At 35.6% G+C, this 17,336-nt stretch carries 17 protein-coding genes; 7 read left to right on the top strand and 10 right to left on the bottom strand.

Features of this window, described 5'->3' with window-relative positions; genetic code table 11:
* Window positions 1-100: 100 nt before the first annotated feature.
* The 5 genes from folE to ACRD62_RS20590 form a co-directional block, all read right to left on the bottom strand.
* Entirely contained in the window at window positions 101-718 is a 618-nt protein-coding gene (gene folE, locus ACRD62_RS20610) for a GTP cyclohydrolase I FolE (protein WP_321405336.1), read from the bottom strand.
* Window positions 719-799: 81 nt separating this feature from the next.
* Entirely contained in the window at window positions 800-1,516 is a 717-nt protein-coding gene (locus tag ACRD62_RS20605) for a peptidase associated/transthyretin-like domain-containing protein (protein ID WP_430821993.1), read from the bottom strand.
* 98 nt (window positions 1,517-1,614) lie between these two features.
* Complete coding sequence (locus tag ACRD62_RS20600) at window positions 1,615-2,181, bottom strand: nitroreductase family protein (protein WP_430821992.1); 567 nt, start codon at window positions 2,179-2,181, stop codon at window positions 1,615-1,617.
* 102 nt (window positions 2,182-2,283) lie between these two features.
* Complete coding sequence (locus tag ACRD62_RS20595) at window positions 2,284-2,859, bottom strand: superoxide dismutase (protein ID WP_430821991.1); 576 nt, start codon at window positions 2,857-2,859, stop codon at window positions 2,284-2,286.
* Window positions 2,860-2,996: 137 nt separating this feature from the next.
* Window positions 2,997-3,599, bottom strand: a complete 603-nt coding sequence (locus ACRD62_RS20590; protein WP_430821990.1) for a superoxide dismutase — start codon at window positions 3,597-3,599, stop codon at window positions 2,997-2,999.
* A 218-nt stretch (window positions 3,600-3,817) separates the two neighbouring features.
* On the opposite strand from ACRD62_RS20590, the gene ACRD62_RS20585 reads away from it, so the two are divergent.
* The gene (locus ACRD62_RS20585; protein ID WP_430821989.1) at window positions 3,818-5,110 is read left to right on the top strand and encodes an MATE family efflux transporter; all 1,293 of its coding nucleotides are present in this window, start codon (window positions 3,818-3,820) and stop codon (window positions 5,108-5,110) included.
* Window positions 5,111-5,141: 31 nt separating this feature from the next.
* On the opposite strand, the gene ACRD62_RS20580 is transcribed toward ACRD62_RS20585, so the two are convergent.
* Complete coding sequence (locus tag ACRD62_RS20580; protein WP_430821988.1) at window positions 5,142-5,585, bottom strand: fused DSP-PTPase phosphatase/NAD kinase-like protein; 444 nt, start codon at window positions 5,583-5,585, stop codon at window positions 5,142-5,144.
* A 174-nt stretch (window positions 5,586-5,759) separates the two neighbouring features.
* Here ACRD62_RS20580 and ACRD62_RS20575 point away from each other — a divergent pair, with 174 nt between their 5' ends.
* Complete coding sequence (locus ACRD62_RS20575; protein ID WP_430821987.1) at window positions 5,760-6,008, top strand: hypothetical protein; 249 nt, start codon at window positions 5,760-5,762, stop codon at window positions 6,006-6,008.
* Between the two features lie 61 nt (window positions 6,009-6,069).
* Here ACRD62_RS20575 and ACRD62_RS20570 read toward each other — a convergent pair whose 3' ends face one another.
* Entirely contained in the window at window positions 6,070-6,981 is a 912-nt protein-coding gene (locus tag ACRD62_RS20570) for a proline dehydrogenase family protein (RefSeq protein WP_430821986.1), read from the bottom strand.
* A gap of 300 nt (window positions 6,982-7,281) precedes the next feature.
* On the opposite strand from ACRD62_RS20570, the gene ACRD62_RS20565 reads away from it, so the two are divergent.
* Together ACRD62_RS20565 and ACRD62_RS20560 are read left to right on the top strand one after the other, a co-directional pair.
* Window positions 7,282-12,201, top strand: coding sequence for a PKD domain-containing protein (locus tag ACRD62_RS20565; protein WP_430821985.1), 4,920 nt, complete (start codon window positions 7,282-7,284; stop codon window positions 12,199-12,201).
* Window positions 12,201-13,262 (top strand): PorP/SprF family type IX secretion system membrane protein, encoded by a 1,062-nt coding sequence (locus tag ACRD62_RS20560; RefSeq protein WP_430821984.1) that lies wholly within the window; start codon window positions 12,201-12,203, stop codon window positions 13,260-13,262. The genes ACRD62_RS20565 and ACRD62_RS20560 overlap by 1 nt, the downstream gene beginning before the upstream one ends.
* A gap of 53 nt (window positions 13,263-13,315) precedes the next feature.
* Here ACRD62_RS20560 and ACRD62_RS20555 read toward each other — a convergent pair whose 3' ends face one another.
* From ACRD62_RS20555 to ACRD62_RS20545, 3 genes are all read right to left on the bottom strand, one after another.
* Window positions 13,316-13,762, bottom strand: coding sequence for an Hsp20/alpha crystallin family protein (locus tag ACRD62_RS20555; protein ID WP_430821983.1), 447 nt, complete (start codon window positions 13,760-13,762; stop codon window positions 13,316-13,318).
* Window positions 13,763-14,262: 500 nt separating this feature from the next.
* Entirely contained in the window at window positions 14,263-14,811 is a 549-nt protein-coding gene (locus ACRD62_RS20550) for a PepSY-associated TM helix domain-containing protein (RefSeq protein WP_430821982.1), read from the bottom strand.
* The gene (locus ACRD62_RS20545) at window positions 14,795-15,307 is read right to left on the bottom strand and encodes a hypothetical protein (RefSeq protein WP_430821981.1); all 513 of its coding nucleotides are present in this window, start codon (window positions 15,305-15,307) and stop codon (window positions 14,795-14,797) included. Before ACRD62_RS20545 ends, ACRD62_RS20550 begins: the two co-directional genes overlap by 17 nt.
* A gap of 220 nt (window positions 15,308-15,527) precedes the next feature.
* Between ACRD62_RS20545 and ACRD62_RS20540 the strand changes: the two genes are divergently transcribed.
* From ACRD62_RS20540 to ACRD62_RS20530, 3 genes are all read left to right on the top strand, one after another.
* On the top strand, window positions 15,528-15,983 hold the full coding sequence (locus tag ACRD62_RS20540; RefSeq protein WP_430821980.1) for a protein-disulfide reductase DsbD domain-containing protein: 456 nt from the start codon (window positions 15,528-15,530) through the stop codon (window positions 15,981-15,983).
* 90 nt (window positions 15,984-16,073) lie between these two features.
* A complete protein-coding gene (locus ACRD62_RS20535; protein WP_430821979.1) occupies window positions 16,074-16,859 on the top strand; it encodes an HAD family hydrolase in 786 nt (261 codons plus the stop codon).
* Between the two features lie 305 nt (window positions 16,860-17,164).
* Window positions 17,165-17,323 (top strand): hypothetical protein, encoded by a 159-nt coding sequence (locus ACRD62_RS20530; RefSeq protein ID WP_430821978.1) that lies wholly within the window; start codon window positions 17,165-17,167, stop codon window positions 17,321-17,323.
* Window positions 17,324-17,336: the final 13 nt, after the last annotated feature.

Raw genomic sequence — 17,336 nt, 5'->3', positions numbered from 1 at the left:
AAATACTAAATATCAAGCATATAAACAAATAATTAAGAAGATAAAATACTGATTATGAACAAAAAAAGAGGGCATCCGTTTTTGGACACCCTCTTATATATTATTTACTATTAATAATATTAAAAAATTCTTCCCTCGTTGCCTGGTTTTTCTGGAATGCTCCGGTAAAATCAGAAGTTGTTGTAATGGAGTGTTGCTTTTGAACTCCACGCATTTGCATACACATATGTTGAGCTTCAATTACAACTGCTACACCTAGCGGGTTAAGTGTGTTCTGGATACAATCTTTAATTTGGGTTGTAAGTCTTTCCTGAACCTGTAAACGACGGGCAAATGCTTCAGCAACACGAGCCAATTTACTTAATCCGGTGATATGATGACGAGGTATATATGCAACATGAGCCTTGCCAAAGAATGGCAACATATGGTGTTCGCACATCGAATATATTTCAATATCTTTTACCACTACCATTTGCTGATAATCCTCGCGGAACATGGCTGAGCGAATAATTTCTTCAGGATCCATGTTATAGCCCTGCGTTAAAAACTGCATTGCTTTAGCTACACGTAGTGGTGTTTTTTCCAGTCCTTCGCGTTTTGAATCTTCACCCAGTAACTCTAATATATCTTTGTAATTGGAAGATAATTTGTCAGTTGTTTCATCATCGTAGGTTTCCACTTTTGAATAACCTTTGTTCCCATTTAAAGTAAATTCCATATTTTATTCTTTGAGCTTTTCTCTACTAACCTGCAAATTTGCATTTTTAATCAGAGAACCAAGCATATTTTTATTTTGTTTTTATTGATTCCCCAACATTGCTTTTACTTTCTCTTCATAAATACGAAGAATCAGATCAAGTTCATGTCGGTTTAACGGTTGGTCTATCGTGGCTCTTATTTTTTCTTTTCTTGGTGTTACAAATAAACTCATTGTACCCAGATTCTCGGAAGTTATTCCAATTGTACGGTCGGGTGGTATTTGTGTTTTGTAAACCGTTCCCCAGCGCTGTTCGCGTAATACCATATCCTGATTCATCTCGCGGTCCATTTTCAATGGAGGTTGTGTTAAAGCCTGATTCGTCGATGACTTGATATTATTTTGAGCATAGGCCTGATCCGGAGTAATTAATAACGGCATGTTACGTGCCTGAGCTGTGAGGTTTTCGTAACGAGGAACGACTATTACTTCACCAATTTGAATAGTATCTCTGGTTAAAAAAACACCCATAATATAATTATTCAAGTCCAGAGAATCCTCAATCTGAATGTAAGTATCTTTAAAACCCAGATATGAGAACTTAATAATTTCTCCTTTCTTAGCCCAGAAAGAGAACTGTCCCTGCTCATTGGATGTAAATCTTTGAGAGTGAATGTTAAACTGAGAGTAGGGGAGTATGTGTAAGCTGTCTTGCTCAAAAACAACCCCGGATATTCGTAATGAATCAATGTTTGTTATCTGTGCTCGACTAATATTTGTAGCAAATATTACACATATGAATAATAAAAATGTTCTCATGATCATTTTTGTTTGGTCTTTTATTTTATAACAATATTCATTTGTTTTGGTTGGCTGGGCACAAAAAAAGAAATCCGGCTATGTAAGCCGGAATCCGGTTAATCTATAATAATTTCATCAATACTTCTTTTGGGAACGTGATGCTTATCATTTACATCCCTCCAATAAATGTGATTGTTATCTTTCATTTCCTCCAGATCAATTTCTTCTTTGGGGTAACCCAGTGCAATAACATGAACAATCTTATATTGATCGTTGATGCCCAATTCACGTTGCAACTGCAATCTGTTTACCGAGCCGATGATACAACCTCCTAATTCTTTCTCTACAGCACCCAGTAAAATACTTTGGGAGGCTATGCCATCATCACAAAAGTAATTGGCCGAGATAGTTGTGTCATTTAAAAGAACTATATATGCAGATGGTTGCTCTCCTTTTGCTGGTCCGTTCCAATCTTTTAAATAACCTGCCCATGCAAGATGATGGAAGATTTTGTCATTGGTTGTATCATCATTGGAGATATAGTATTTTAAAGGCTGAGCATTTCTTGCAGATGGGGATAAACGGGCTAAATCAATTAATTCAATCAGGGTTTCTTTGTCTATGGTTTTGTCCTGATGAAAGCGCCGGTAACTGCGGTTTTTCTTAATTAAGTCTTTTAGCATAAAATGGAATTTAATTAGTTGATATACGGATATTAAAAAAGAGACTTAATATACAAAAAATGCAATCAAGTCTCTTTTAAAATTCTTTATTTTTTAAAGGGCTTAGAATCTTTCCGAAACAACATCCCAATCAATGATCTTCCAGAAATCTTCAATGTATTTAGGACGAGCATTTTGTTTGTCTAAATAGTAAGCATGCTCCCATACATCGCATGTTAAGATTGGTGTGTATCCACTGGTCATAGGATTACCAGCATTACTTTCTTTGGTAATTGCCAGCGTGCCATCGGCCTTTTTAACCAGCCACGCCCATCCTGATCCGAATAAAGTAGCTGCAGCCTGAGAAAACTCTTCTTTAAATTTATCAAATGATCCAAATGTTGCATCAATAGCTTCAGCTAATTTACCTTTTGGTGTGCCACCTCCGGTAGGAGAAAAAGAAGTAAAATAAAATGTGTGATTCCAAACCTGAGCTCCATTGTTAAAAATGCCTCCTTCTGATTTCTTAACAATCGTTTCTAAATCAGCATTTTCAAATTCGGTTCCTTTAATAAGGTTGTTCAGGTTGTTTACATAGGCCTGATGATGCTTGCCATAGTGATATTCCAATGTAGTTTTAGATATTACAGGCTCTAATGCATCAAGTGCATACGGTAATGTAGGTAATTCAAAAATCATAATAAAGTTTGTTTTTAATTTTTGTCTAAAGGTTAAACAAACTTTTCACATTAGTGTTTTGAATTGCTCAAAAAAAATAAAAATAAAAAGGGAAACTCTCGTTTGAGCTTCCCTTTTTCCCAGACAAAATGAACAAACTAAACTTTAAAACGTGTTGCTACTTCGTCCCAATTAATCACATTCCAGAATGCTCCAATATAATCAGGACGTCTATTTTGATAATTTAAGTAATACGCATGTTCCCAAACATCCAATCCTAAAATAGGTGTTCCTTTAACTTCAGCAATATCCATTAAAGGGTTATCCTGGTTTGGAGTTGATGATACAACCAACTCACCGCTAGATTGTTTAACCAACCATGCCCAACCTGAACCGAAACGAGTTGCTGCTGCTTTAGAAAAAGCATCTTTAAACTGATCAAATGATCCAAATGCTTTATCAATTGCTGCTGCTAAATCACCCGATGGCTGGCCGCCGCCATTAGGTGACATAACTTTCCAGAACAGGTTGTGGTTGTAAAATCCGCCACCATTGTTTCGCACTGCTGCCGATAGGTCAGAAATGTTTGCTAAAATATCTTCAATGCTTTTACCTGCTAAATCGGTGCCTTCAACTGCACCATTAAGGTTTGATGTATAAGCAGCATGATGTTTTGTATGGTGAATTTCCATAGTTCTCGCATCGATGTGCGGTGCTAAAGCGTCATATGCATAATCTAATTTTGGTAATTCAAATGCCATGTCTTTTTATTTTTTTTATTAGGTTATCAAATTAAAAGACTTACGAATCCAAAAATATTATTTAATTAGATTCAGTCCAAATTATAAAGATAAAAACATCCTAAAATGTTCAATAAAAAAACAACTTTTTTTAATTCTTTCAGTAATTCAGCAATATACATGAGCTTTTTTTATTCATAATTGTATGGTTATCTTCGTGGCTCAAATAAAAAATAAGAATGAATCGTGAAATATTACGCCTGGCAATTCCTAACATTTTAACCAATCTCACAGTGCCATTACTGGGGATGGTTGATATGCATTTAATGGGATATCAGGATAGTGCTTCTTTTATGGGTGCAGTAGCTTTGGGAGGAGTGATTTTTAATTTTGTGTATTGGGGGTTTGCTTTTTTGCGGATGAGTTTGAGTGGAATGGCTGCTCAGGCATATGGAAAGGAGAGTAATTCAGAAATGTCAATGCTACTTTTCAGAGGATTATTCCTGGCATTATCAGCCGGATTTATTTTGCTTATTCTTCAAAAGGGGGTCATTAGCTTAAGTTTTTTGGTGCTGGAAGGTAGTGAAGAAGTAAAGGCATTAGCAAGCGATTATTTCTATGTTCGTATTTGGGCAGCTCCTGCAGCTATAGCATTAATGGTTATTAATGGGTGGTTTTTGGGAATGCAAAATGCCATGTATCCAATGATTATTTCAGTAACTATTAATGTAGTTAACATTATTACCTCTTTTATTTTAGTTAAAGGGTTCGATATGAAGGTGGAAGGAGTGGCATTGGGATCCGTTGTTTCTCAATATGTTGGTATTATTCTTTCAGGCATATTGTTTCTGAAAAAATATAGATACATTCTCTCTTATTTCAATGTCAGAAATATTCTGCAGCAATCTGGTTTGCTATCCTTTTTAAATGTTAGCGGAGATATTTTTCTTCGAACATTGTGTGTGATCATTGTATTTACTTTTTTTACATCTAAATCGGCCGGTACAGGTGATCTGGTTCTGGCCGCCAATAGTGCATTATTGCAATTTTTATTCTTGTTTTCTTACTTTCTGGATGGCTTTGCTTATGCTGCAGAAGCACTTGTTGGAAAGTTTACAGGTAGCCGTAATCAGATGCAGGTAAAAAGGGTAATCAGGTTACTTTTCTTGTGGGGAGGAAGTTTTGCGATTCTGTTTTTATTATTATTTGCCTTTGGAGGTAAATCAATATTGTTGTTATTTACCAACCAGAATGAAGTGATAGAAGTAGCTGTACGTTATTTGCCCTGGCTTATTGTTTTGCCATTAACCGGGTTTTCATCTTTTATATGGGATGGAATTTATATTGGTGCTACAGCTTCAAGACTAATGAGGAACACTATGCTGATGGCAACTTTGGTGTTTTTTGCGATATTTTTGTTGTTAAGGTCTAACCTTGGTAATCATGCATTGTGGTTGGCCATGAATAGTTTTATGTTAGGAAGAGGTCTTTTCCAAACATTGTTATTCCGGAGGTTACCCATTCTTAAGTAATTTAAAAGGCTGTCATGTGACAGCCCTGAAATTAGTTTAATCCCTGCATTCCGAATGATTTAAAATAGCTGAACCATTTTTCTTCAGGATTCTGAATTCGTTTCAGTTCGTTTAATGAATCAGATTCATTAACACCTAACTCCAATTCTTTATACATATGAATCAGGTTTGAAGTCTTAATATTTCCTCCGCAGTGGACAAATATTTTCTTCCCATTCAAGCCATGCATTATTCCTTTGAAGGTGGTGTAATGGATTGGTTGAAGCTGACTGCAGTCAACAGGGAAATGTATAAAATCTATTCCTAATTTTTCAGTTAGTTCAGCTTCGTTGGGCAGATAGTTTTTTGTGCTTACAGGAGATAAACTCACAATGGCTTCGAAACCTTTGTTTTTTAATTCTTGAATTTGATCTTCTGTTGGTTGTCCTCCCGCTGATAATGTATTGTTGTACTCGAAATAATTGAAAATTTTCATAGAGTATTGTTTAATATTTTGAGCAAATGTATGATAAATATAAAAATGTAAATATCTAGATGTGAAAATTTAACTTGTTTTAGCATTTCATTGGTTTACAGATGAATCATAATTAGATTTTTTGAATTCAAATGGAATGTTTATGTTTGTATTGAAAAATCTAAATATGTAGATATGGAATTTAAAAAATTAGATTTAAAACCGGAAGGTTCTTGGTTAAAAAGAACTTTACAATCTAAACATATTCAAAAAACTGCCATTTACATGATTGGTGGAGCAGTAATTGGTTTTGTTGTTTATTATCTAACAGATGCTAAAACCGTTTCGGCTATTGAGATGGGTGAAGTATTAAATCATGTTATAGTGGGAGGGTTATTTGGTTTATTTGTTACTAATAGTCCATGTTCAAGAGGAAGATGCTAATTATAAAAAAGGCTATTCAAATTTTTGAATAGCCTTTTTACTTGGTTTAAATATTTAGGTGCTAACCTCGAACAAACAAAGATTTAATAATGTGGCTTGCCATTTTTGGATTCTCTTTTAGTCTTCTTGTACTATAGCCAAACCAATCTTTACCATAAGGAACATATACTCTCATACTGTAACCATTGTCAAGAATTTCTTTTCTCAACTCAGGAGTAACCCCATATAACATTTGGAATTCAAATTGATTCTTAGGAATGTTATTCTTTTTAATAATCTGATAGGCTCCTTCTACAAGTTTTCTGTCATGTGTGGCAATACCAACAAATACCTTATTGGTAAGTAAAAATTCCAGATTTTTCAGGTATGCTTCGTTTACTTTTTTAGGATCTTTAAATGCAATTTCTTTGGGTTCAACATAGATTCCTTTGCATAAACGATAGTTTAATGGCGTTTCTTCAGTGTGAATATCCATTAACTTCTCCAGATCTGATTGTGTGCGTCTAAGATAGGCCTGAACTACCAAACCAACGTTTTTGGGAAATTCGGCTTTTAACCTTCGGTATAATTCAATTTCTAAATCAACACATGCCGAATCTTCCATGTCTATTCGAATGAAATTATTATATTCAGCAGCCTTCGCCACAATCTCCCTGATATAGTTAAAACATACTTCTTTATCAATTAAAAGGCCAAAGCTTGTAGGTTTTAACGAATAATTTCCTCGAACTTTATTGGCCTCAAATTGCTCAATAATATTCAGGTAATTATCTTTATTTTCTTTTGCTTCTTCAATGTTTTTAATAAATTCGCCTAAAAGGTCAATTGTGACAGCTATGTTTTTATCATTAAGCTGTTTGGATGCTAATATTGCTTCTTCGATTGTTTCCCCTGCAATATATTTTTTTGAAAAAATCCACACGAATTTTTTGGGGAAGAATGGTATCGTTTGTGCAATTAATTTATTGATCATAGCTTGATATATTTGTAAACACAACGAAAAAATAACCTGTTAAACGGAACTATAATACATTATATGCCGTACTACAGTCAATGCTCTTCGACAAAGAAATTTTTTCGGTTGGGTATGTTAATTGGGTTGTGTAAAATTTGCAAGGAAACGGGGTTTAAAAAATGATTAAACTCAGCGTTTTGCAGAAAAACATCAAACCTGACAAAAATCACGGTTTAACGATAACTTAAACATTGAACAATACAATAGTTTCTTTATCGTTTGCCATTGTAAGTACGATACTAATATTAGAAAGGCTTTATGGACGGTAAAAAAAGAGCTCTTTTAATATTATTCTACCTGCTTTTTCTGTTTGTTACTGGAAAGGGGCAGGATTGTAATATTATATCAAAAGCAAACGATATAATACCGGATAAATTATGTGCACCGGTAACTGTTGACTGGACTGTAACCTATAGAGGTGTAAATAATGCAGGAACCAGTGTTGAATTTATTTTTCGGTGGGATGATGGTAATCCTGCTGAAATAATTCCTGCCATCAATACAAGTGGTAATGAGTGGACCTTAACATATTCTCATGTATATCCTATCGCGGGCGATAAATGTAATTACGAGCCCAATGTTTCGTTAGTTGTTAATGGAGTAGAGTGTACGAGTAGTATCCAAACACAGAATGTAACCGTGTGGGATACGGATGAATACAATGGCGGCGAAATGGCCATCGATCCATTGGTTTTTCCTATTTGTGTTGGTAATGATGGTACTGTGACATTCGTGGATAACAGTCAGTGGAATTGTACTCCACCAGACGAAAACGACTTTATTAACGAGCGTAAAAGATGGATTCAATGGATATACGGAACCGGAGGAACTAATATCAATACGGCATTGGTAAATGGGGTTTTAGAAACTTATCCAATGACAGGTACCGTTGATGTCACCACCGAACCTATTTATGGTCCGGTACCGCCTTTAAACACTGCATTACCCATTTATATTCCAAACAATTATAACGTAGGAGATTATTTTGAAATAACACTTCGGAACTGGAATCAATGTAATCCGTATGATGATCCGAATATTCCGGGAACTCCCGCCGATCCAATAAATGGAGATCATCCTCCTGTTATAACAACTGCAATTGCTTTAATTGTTGATATTCCGGATGGAACAGTAAATTCGGCCGGTCCCTTCTGTGAGAATGAAGATCCAGTTACTCTAACTGCTGTTACATCGGGAGGTGTGTGGTCAGGACCTGGTATTGTGGATTCCAATACAGGTATATTTGATCCTTCGATTGCTGGTTCGGGAACCCACACAATTGATTACTATGTCGAAGACGGAAATGGGTGTAGTGCAACAGGTCAGACTGTTATTGAAGTAATCGCTGCACCATCAGCAAGTATTACAACAGGATCTCCCGTTTATTTATGTCCAGGCACTCAGCTTGATTTAGATGGAAATCCATCGGGTGGAGCATTGCCTTATACTCATCTCTGGAAGGGAGATATAACACCGTTGAATAATATAAATGTACAAACTCCTCAGTTTATTACTTCTGATGAAGGTAATTATGAATTGATTTATCGGGTAACAGATGATAATTCATGCTATGATGAAGATACAATATTAGTTGTGGTAGATTCAGTTGCTATCATCTTTGCTAACGATTATATTGAATTGTGTACAGGTTCATCAAAAGCTATTGAGCCTAATCCTGTTGGAGGATCAGGAGTGTATGTTCAACATACATGGAGTGGAGATCGCACTGATCTGCTTTCTGCAACAGATGTTGAAAACCCTGTATTTAATGCAACTGAAGCCGGGACGTTTAAGTTCGAATACTATGTTTTGGATAGTCATGGATGTGAGGATTCTGATAGTATAACGGTTGTTGTTTATGAAACACCCATTGCAAATGCAGGACCTGATTCTAAGTCTTGTGGATTGAGATACTACTTTGAAGCAGTGCCAACAAAAGGTTCCGGCACATGGTCTCTTGTAACCGGACCAGGAAATGCTTCAGTTTCTGATTTAGGAGATCCGAATTCGTTGGTTATAGTTGATAACTATGGTGATTATACGTTTCAATGGACAGAAGATAACAATGGTTGTACAGATGTAGACGAAGTTCTTGTGTCGTTTGTTCAAATTCCAAATCCTCAGGTTATGAATGATGCAGATACCTGCGGATTGGATATGTTGTTAGTGGCGATTCCTGATATTGGAGCTGGCTCATGGAAACAGGTTAGTGGGCCCGGGTCTTCAACTTTTAATAATAATCTGAATGCAAACACAGATGTATCAGTTGATCTTGCAGGTAAATATAAGTTTGCGTGGGTCGAAATCAATGATGTTTGTGAAGCTGGAGATACTGTAACAATTGATTTTTATCCGGTAGTAACAGCTGCAGTTGGTCCTTTTGATGATGCAGGATGTAGTCCTTATTCAAACCAATTTGTGAACCAATCGCTAAATGCAGATTCTTACCTTTGGGATTTTGGAGATGGTTTTGGTTCTAATCAGGTTAATCCATCACATACTTTTTCAAATCCATTACAGGTGCCAGCTGATTATACATTGAAGCTGTTGGCTTATAGCAATTATGGCTGTCGCGATTCGGTTGAATATACCATAACGGTTAATCCTAATACAATTTCAAAATTCACTAATGATCCGGCACCGGGATGTAGTCCGTTACTCGTTGATTTTACAAATGAATCGGTAGGTGCCACCGAATATGAATGGACATTTGGTGATGGTTCTCCTGCTTCGATAGAGGAAGATGTATCGCATTCATTTATAAACTCAGAAACGTTTGTAAAGTCTTATGAAGTTAAGTTGGCAGTAAATAATACCTATGATTGTCCGGATACATCAAGTGCCTATATAACTGTTTATCCATTGGTTGGATATGATTTTGCTGCTGAACCTGTTGAAGGATGTCATCCGTTGAAGGTTGATTTTTTGGGTGATCCGGGAGCCTATTCTTATAATTGGGATTTTGGTGATGGAACCATTGTGTCTGGTATTAATGCCATATCGCATATTTTTGAAAATACCACATCAGCTAGTAAAAGTTTTAATGTGAATTTATACACGTCATCGGTTTTTGGCTGTCTTGATACCGCTCAGGCTGTTATTACTGTTAATCCTAGCCCTGTCAGTATGTTTTCATACACACCAACAGAAGGTTGTGCACCATTATTGGTTGATTTCACCAATGAATCGCAGGGAGCCGGCACTAGTCATTGGTTTTTTGGTGACGGTCAGTCAACTGATTTAGCTGCTGCAGGTTCTGTTTCCCATACTTATTTAAATGAAGAGCTGGATTTAAAATCATTTACTGCAAAGTTATTAGTTGAAAATAGTTTTGGTTGTAAAGATTCATCAACTTCAATTGTGAAAGCTTTTCCCGCTGTCCAGGCGGCTATTTCTGATGGAGGAGTTGGATGTTCTCCATTTGTGGAAACAATCCTAAACGAGTCAGCTGGGGCTGTAAGTTTTTCATGGGATTTTGGTGATGGCAATACAATTAATAGTTATAACGGTATAAATGAATTTATAAATACGGGTACTGAGCCTTCAGTATTTAATGTGGCTATGGAAGCTACCTCTTCGTATGGATGTAAAGATACTGCTTACACAACTGTAACGGTAAATCCTAGTCCGGTTAGTAGTTTTCAAACCACACCATCTTCAGGATGTGCACCTTTGAATGTGCAGCTTACTAATTCATCCATCGGTGCTGAATATAGTAAGTGGTATTTTGGTGATGGAACTTTACAGGAGGTTACAGGAAGTTCTGATATAGTTCATGTTTATGACAATGATGAATATGCCATGGCAAATTATACTACACGTTTGGTGGTCGGTAATAGCTATGCATGCAAAGATTCTTCAGAAACGATTGTTCAGGTATTTCCTAAAGTTTTAGCATCCATTAGTGATGGCGAACAAGGGTGTTCTCCATATGAAGAAAGTTTCATCAATAATTCAGAAGGTGCTAATAAGTTTTATTGGGATTTTGGAGATGGAAATTCATCTACTTCATATACGGGGAAAAATATCTTTCTTAATTCGACCTTAAATGATCAGGTCTTTGATGTGTCGATGATAGCAGAATCTTCGTTTGGATGTAAAGATACAGCCTATACCAATGTTACGGTTTATAAAACTCCGGATGCTTCTTTTAATGCTAATCCCAAAAGTCAGCAAATGCCAAATTCAACAGTGAGTATTGAAAATACAACAGCTCATTCAGGATGGAATTATACATGGTGGTGGGGCAATGGTGATAGTTATGAAGGGCAAAATCCTGTTTCTTATACTTATGGAGAATCTGGTGATTTTGATATTAAATTAGTTGTTAAGAGCGAGCATTGTTCTGATTCAACCTATGAAGCTATTGAAATTCTGCCAATGTTGCCATCTATTGATTATGGGCCTGATACATTGGGTTGTCCTCCTTTAACTGTTAAATTTTATAATAATAGTGTGGATGCGCATACTTTTCTTTGGGATTTTGGTGATGGAAATATTTCAACAGAGAAAGAGCCGACCCATACCTATTATACAACGGGTGATTATAAGGTGACTTTAACGGCTGAAGGATCAGGAGGAGTAATTGAAGCGGATGATGTTACGGTTACTGTTTTTGAAGTGCCGGTAGCTGATTTTGAGGTAAGACCAATAAAAGTTAAACTACCACAAACTGTTTCTTTTATCAATAAGTCAGAAGGTGCTGTTGCCTATTTATGGGACTTTGGAGATGGTAATACATCAACAGAACACTCCATTCAATATTTGTATCAGGAACCCGGTACTTACGATGTTACTCTGCTGGTTGAGAATGATAAAGGTTGTACAAATGAACGTATTATAAGGAGCGCAGTAGTGGCAGAAGCCGCAGGAGAGATAGATTTTCCAAATGCGTTTACACCAAATCCGAATGGGCCCAATGGTGGTCAGTATACGGCAGGTGATCCGGATAATTTTGTATTTTATCCGTTTGTCCAGGATGGTGTTGTTGAATATAATTTGAAGATATTTACCCGTTGGGGGGAATTGATTTACGAAAGTGAAGATGTTAAGATAGGTTGGGATGGTTATTACAGGGGTAAGTTATGTGCCGCTGGTGTATATATCTGGAAAGTTGTTTGTAAATATTCTAATGGAACCATTGAAACCCGCACGGGTGATGTAACCTTGTTTAGATAATGAAGAATAGAGTTGGTATATATATAATATTAAGTCTCTTTTATTTTGTTGGTGCAAAAGGGCAGGATATGCATTTTTCGCAGTTCTATGCTAATCCATTGTATTTAAGTCCTTCGTTAGCAGGAGCAACAGATGGAGGCAGGCTTATTATGAATTACCGAAATCAATGGCCTGCCATTAATGAAGCTTTTTCTACCGCCTCTGTTTCATTTGATAATTTCTTTTCCAGTTTTAATAGTGGAATAGGTTTTTATCTAATACAGGATAAAGCAGGTAGTGCCGGGTTGACTACTACACAGGCAGCTTTTCAGTATTCTTATAATCTTTTGTTGTCGAGCGATTGGCAGGTGATTCCTGCTATTCAGTTTTCGTATGGAAATAAAGCAGTTGATTTTAGTAAAATCATTTTTCCTGATCAACCGCCTGGGTCTGGTGGAGGATCTGGTAGTTGGGGCCGGCTAACTAATGATCAGGTTCAATATATAGATTTGGCTGCTTCTGTATTTTTTTACAGTTCAAAATATTGGATGGGATTAACGGTTGATCATCTGGCTAAGCCAAACTATTCATTTATGAATGAAAAAGCTGAGGTTGATTTAAAATATGTTGTATTTGGTGGATATAATATATGGACTGAAAGACGTAGAAATAAGGGTATGAACAGAGCCTTTTCAACATCATTCAGATATCAGAATCAAGCAAATCAAAATCAGTTAGATGTTGGACTTTATTGGTATAATGGTCCTCTTGAGCTGGGTTTTTGGTATCGGGGATTACCAATCTTTAATGAAGCAAAAAGCTCGGCAGTTAACCAGGATGCAATTGTGGCATTACTGGCATATGATTTTGGTATGGTGCGCGTTGGATACAGTTACGATATTACAATATCAAATTTAGGCTGGGCAACTCAGGGAGCTCATGAACTTTCAATGATTTTTGAATTTAACCAGAAAGGGAATCTTCGAATGGGCGGTAAACGTCCTGCAGTTCCTTGTAGTGAAACGGCCAACCCGAATAGTAGTGGGGGTAAATATCGCAAAAAGAGAAGAAGAATATTTTAAATAAAAAATGCCGCATAATTGTACCGCGGCATTTTCATTTAAATCAGACTATATTATTGAATTTCCAGTATTCTTTTAGGTTTTGGTTTGGCCTCCTCTGTTTTAGGAATTGAAATGGTTAAGATTCCATTGTTGTATTGAGCTTCAATTTTCGATTCCTGCACTTTCCCTTTAGGTAATGTAAAAGATCTGCTAAACGAACCGTATTTGTACTCATAATGAGAATACTTAATATTTTCATCTGTTGGTTCGTTATTTCTTTCAACTGAAATAGTCAGGATGTTGTTGTCTATCTCAACCTTGAATTCATCTTTTTGATATCCTGGTGCAGCTACCTCAATCTGATAAGTTTCTTCACTTTCTCTAATGTTAACTTTAGGTTGATTATTTCTAGTGCCAAAATATTGATCTGGTTCTACAAAAAAATCTCTTCCTAAAAAATTATTAAACCAATCGTTTGTCTCTGGTAATTGTCCGTTGAATTTTCTTACAAGTTTCATAACTATATCTCCTATTTTTTAAGTTTTTAATTTTTTTCATTGTTTGGAAAAGATATTTCAACATTAATGCCATCATGTATTTTAAGACAATTCGTCTTTGTTGTATTAAAATAATCATGTCAAAATGACTTATTTAAGGTTGTGTTGATGTCAAAATGGCTGCTTTATTCTTTATAGGAGATTATATTGAGTTTTAAATTGAGGATATTTTTAATTTAAAAGCTGGTCAAGGGTAATCTTAACTTAAGATAGAAATAACAAACCCGTAACGGGTATACTACTTAAAAAGGAGACCTTTGGCATTGTTACGAGAGATTTTTCCTCCCAACAATTCCTGTGTGTAGAGGTGGCTTACCTTCGGTTAGCTACCTCTTTTTTTATTTAATGAGGAACAAAAAAACGGAGCAAAGAATGACTCCGTTTGATTTTATAAGTTTTCAGGTTAAAGATTTGTTTTGAACTTTTCTAATCTAACTGGTAGAAGTCTGATTTCACTTGGGTTAAATCCAGAATAAAAACAATAATGGGATAATGATTCCTGCAATCAGATACCATTTCCCACTGCCACTTAGGCCTTTGGAACCTTTAACTAAAAAAATACCAGATAGAGCAAAGAAGATCAGTGAGAAAGCAAAAATATCTCCAATCCAAATCCAGTATTTTACTTTGTTATAATGTAATTTATTTATAAAATATACAATTGGCTTTTTTGTATTGCACTTATAATCAATAATACCTGAATTTACTTCGTAAATACCAAGGCCTCCATCAAGCATAACCCTGTAATGACTATCGTCAAGTATTAATACTCTTTTAATCTCGGGAATATCATCTATGTTTTTCCAGGCTTGAATAATTTCATTTGTATTCAGGTTTTTATCGATTTGAATACTTCCTTCCTCTTGTTTAAATGCGGGATCTGAACCATTGATATGATTCATAATGTATCCTGAAACGCCATAAATAAGGGAAATGCCTACCATGAGATAGCCAAGATCGCGATGTAGGATGCGAAGCCATTTACGAATCTTCTTACTCGACAACTTCATAGTTTGTTCCTTCAACAAAGTAAATAGAGTAGTGGTCTTTATTGTGTTTTTTCATCCAGTCGCGCATGTCGTTGATGTTGCTTAGTTCTGTGGAGCACGATTCGGCTGATCCATCTTCAGCTTTGTCTTTTAATTCGTTTTCCCATTGATCAATGTATTCCTTGGTTAGTCTTCTTTCTTTTAAGGTTCCGCTCACTACCAAGGTGTTGCCAATCAGATTCTGGTCGAAGCCGTTAATCTCTCCTCCTGCTTCAATTCTAACCGTAAAACTTTCATCATTGCCCACTAAAAAGGCTCTTTTGCCTGAGTGCTTGCAAGTGTGGGTAACGTGACCTTTTAGTTTTATTTGTTTTTCAACCAATTGGTCTGCTTTGTCAAGTAAATTGTCTACCAATATTATATCATCAGCTTTTTCGGATGAGTTTTTTTGAGAAGTTGAATTGCATGCGGATAATGAAACAATGCAAATCAATGTAAGGATGGATAAATTTTTCATTTGTATTTGTTTAGTTGATAATTTTATCTGGAAAAATAAAAATAGTAAATGTTGTACCTAAGCAGTCATTTTTTGCTCACTATTTAATGTGAGGTGTGTTTTTTTAACAACGGCTTAACTTTTTATTATCTGGGATTGTTTTTCTAAAAATGATTCTGAAAGGTAAAATGGTGTATCTTTGGAATGATATAATTTGAGGATTAAAAAAAATAGATATTTTATGAAAAAGGGTTTGTTTATGCTGTTTTCTCTTTTGGTCATGGGTTTATTGTCGGTAACTGCCCAGATGAAAGAGCCTGTAAAATGGAAGATTGAATTAAAGCAGGTAAATCAATATGAAGTGCAGGTGGTTGCTACAGCAACTGTAGATGAGGGTTGGAAAATATATGGTTTAAATGTTCCAGAAGGAGGTCCGGTGGCAACAACAATCACCTTTGAAGAAGGTGAAGGTTATCGACCTTTAAAAAATGCTGTTGAAGTTCAGAAAGCAACTGTTAAGCATGATGAGGTTTTTGATTTGGATGTACCCTTCTTTAAGGAAAAGGCTGTTTTTACTCAAAATGTGAGAGTGACAAAAAAGCCAGCAAAAATAAAAGGCTATGTTACGTTCATGTGTTGTGATAATGAAACATGTTTGCCGCCAACGGATGTGGAATTTGAGTTTGAAGTCAAATAGAAAAAAATTAAAATCAAAACCCCGTCATACATTTGTTACGGGGTTTTTAATTATTAGTTAAGAAGTTTTAATCTGAATTAGGAACCGGGTATGGTAAAGTTGATAGCGAGTGATATGGATGGTACTCTTTTGAATTCTCAGAAGAAGTTGCCCGTTGGGTTTGAGTCAATGTACAGGAGATTGCGTGATGCTGGAATTTATTTTGTTGTGGCAAGTGGAAGACAGTTTTATACTTTGGAGAAAGAGTTTGCGCATATTGATCATGATATGTTTTTTATTGCTGAGAATGGAGGGTATATCAAATGGGGAAAGGATGTGCAGTTGCTGAAGCCGATGAAAACCAATAATGTTGAAAAATTAATTAAGCATATTAGAAGTATTGAGGGGGCTGATATCGTTTTATGTGGTAAAGAAGGTGCTTATGTAGAGTCTCGTAATGAGCGTTTTCTTGCAGAAGCTCGTTTATATTATCATCGTTGTACTTTTGTTGAGGACCTTTTAACGGTTGAGGATGATGTTTTGAAGATTGCTGTTAATGATTTTCATAATCTTGAATCTACCACGCTGAAATCGGTGCAGGTATTTTCAGATCAGTTTCAGATTAGTACTTCAAGTTCTATTTGGTTAGATGTTATGCCGATAGGAGTTAATAAGGGTGAAGCAATTAAGTTTCTTCAAAATAAGTTAGGTATTTCGGATGAAGAGACGATGGTTTTCGGGGATTATCTGAATGATTATGAGATGCTTGAGGCTGCTGCGTATAGTTATGCCATGGGAAATGCTCATGATGATATAAAAAAAGTAGCTAGGTTTCAAACGAAGACAAATGATGAAGATGGTGTTATGCTTGTGCTGGAAGAGTTATTGGGAGCTTGATTGAAATCGATATAATGTTTTAGAGAAGGTAGCTTTGCTGCCTTTTTTTATTCACTAAAAATTGGACAAAAAAAGAGGACAGATACGTTTACCTGTCCTTACCCTTAAATCAGCTAACTAAATCCAAGTTATATGAAAAAATCCAATGCAAATTTGGTGGGATTTTTTAATTGTCGTGTTATGTGTAAGTTAACAACAGACTAATTATTTGTTAAACCAGAATTGAGTTTTGATTTTAAAAAAAAAGTAGGACAGATACGTTTACCTGTCCCTACCCTTAAATCAGCTAACTAAATCCAAGTTTTATGAAAAAATCCATTACAAAGATGGGGGTTATTTTGAATTGTACAAACAAAAATATGTTAAAAAATATAAAAACATTAAAATTAAAGGGGGTGGTAAGAAAAAATACCAATAAATATCAAAGAGCAAGTATAAAAATAGGGGGGGGTGATAAATATTAAAGTGTTTTTTGTT

The organism is Carboxylicivirga caseinilyticus, from assembly GCF_050589785.1.
Lineage (GTDB): Bacteria > Bacteroidota > Bacteroidia > Bacteroidales > Marinilabiliaceae > Carboxylicivirga > Carboxylicivirga caseinilyticus.
This window is presented reverse-complemented; position numbering and strand designations above follow the sequence as displayed.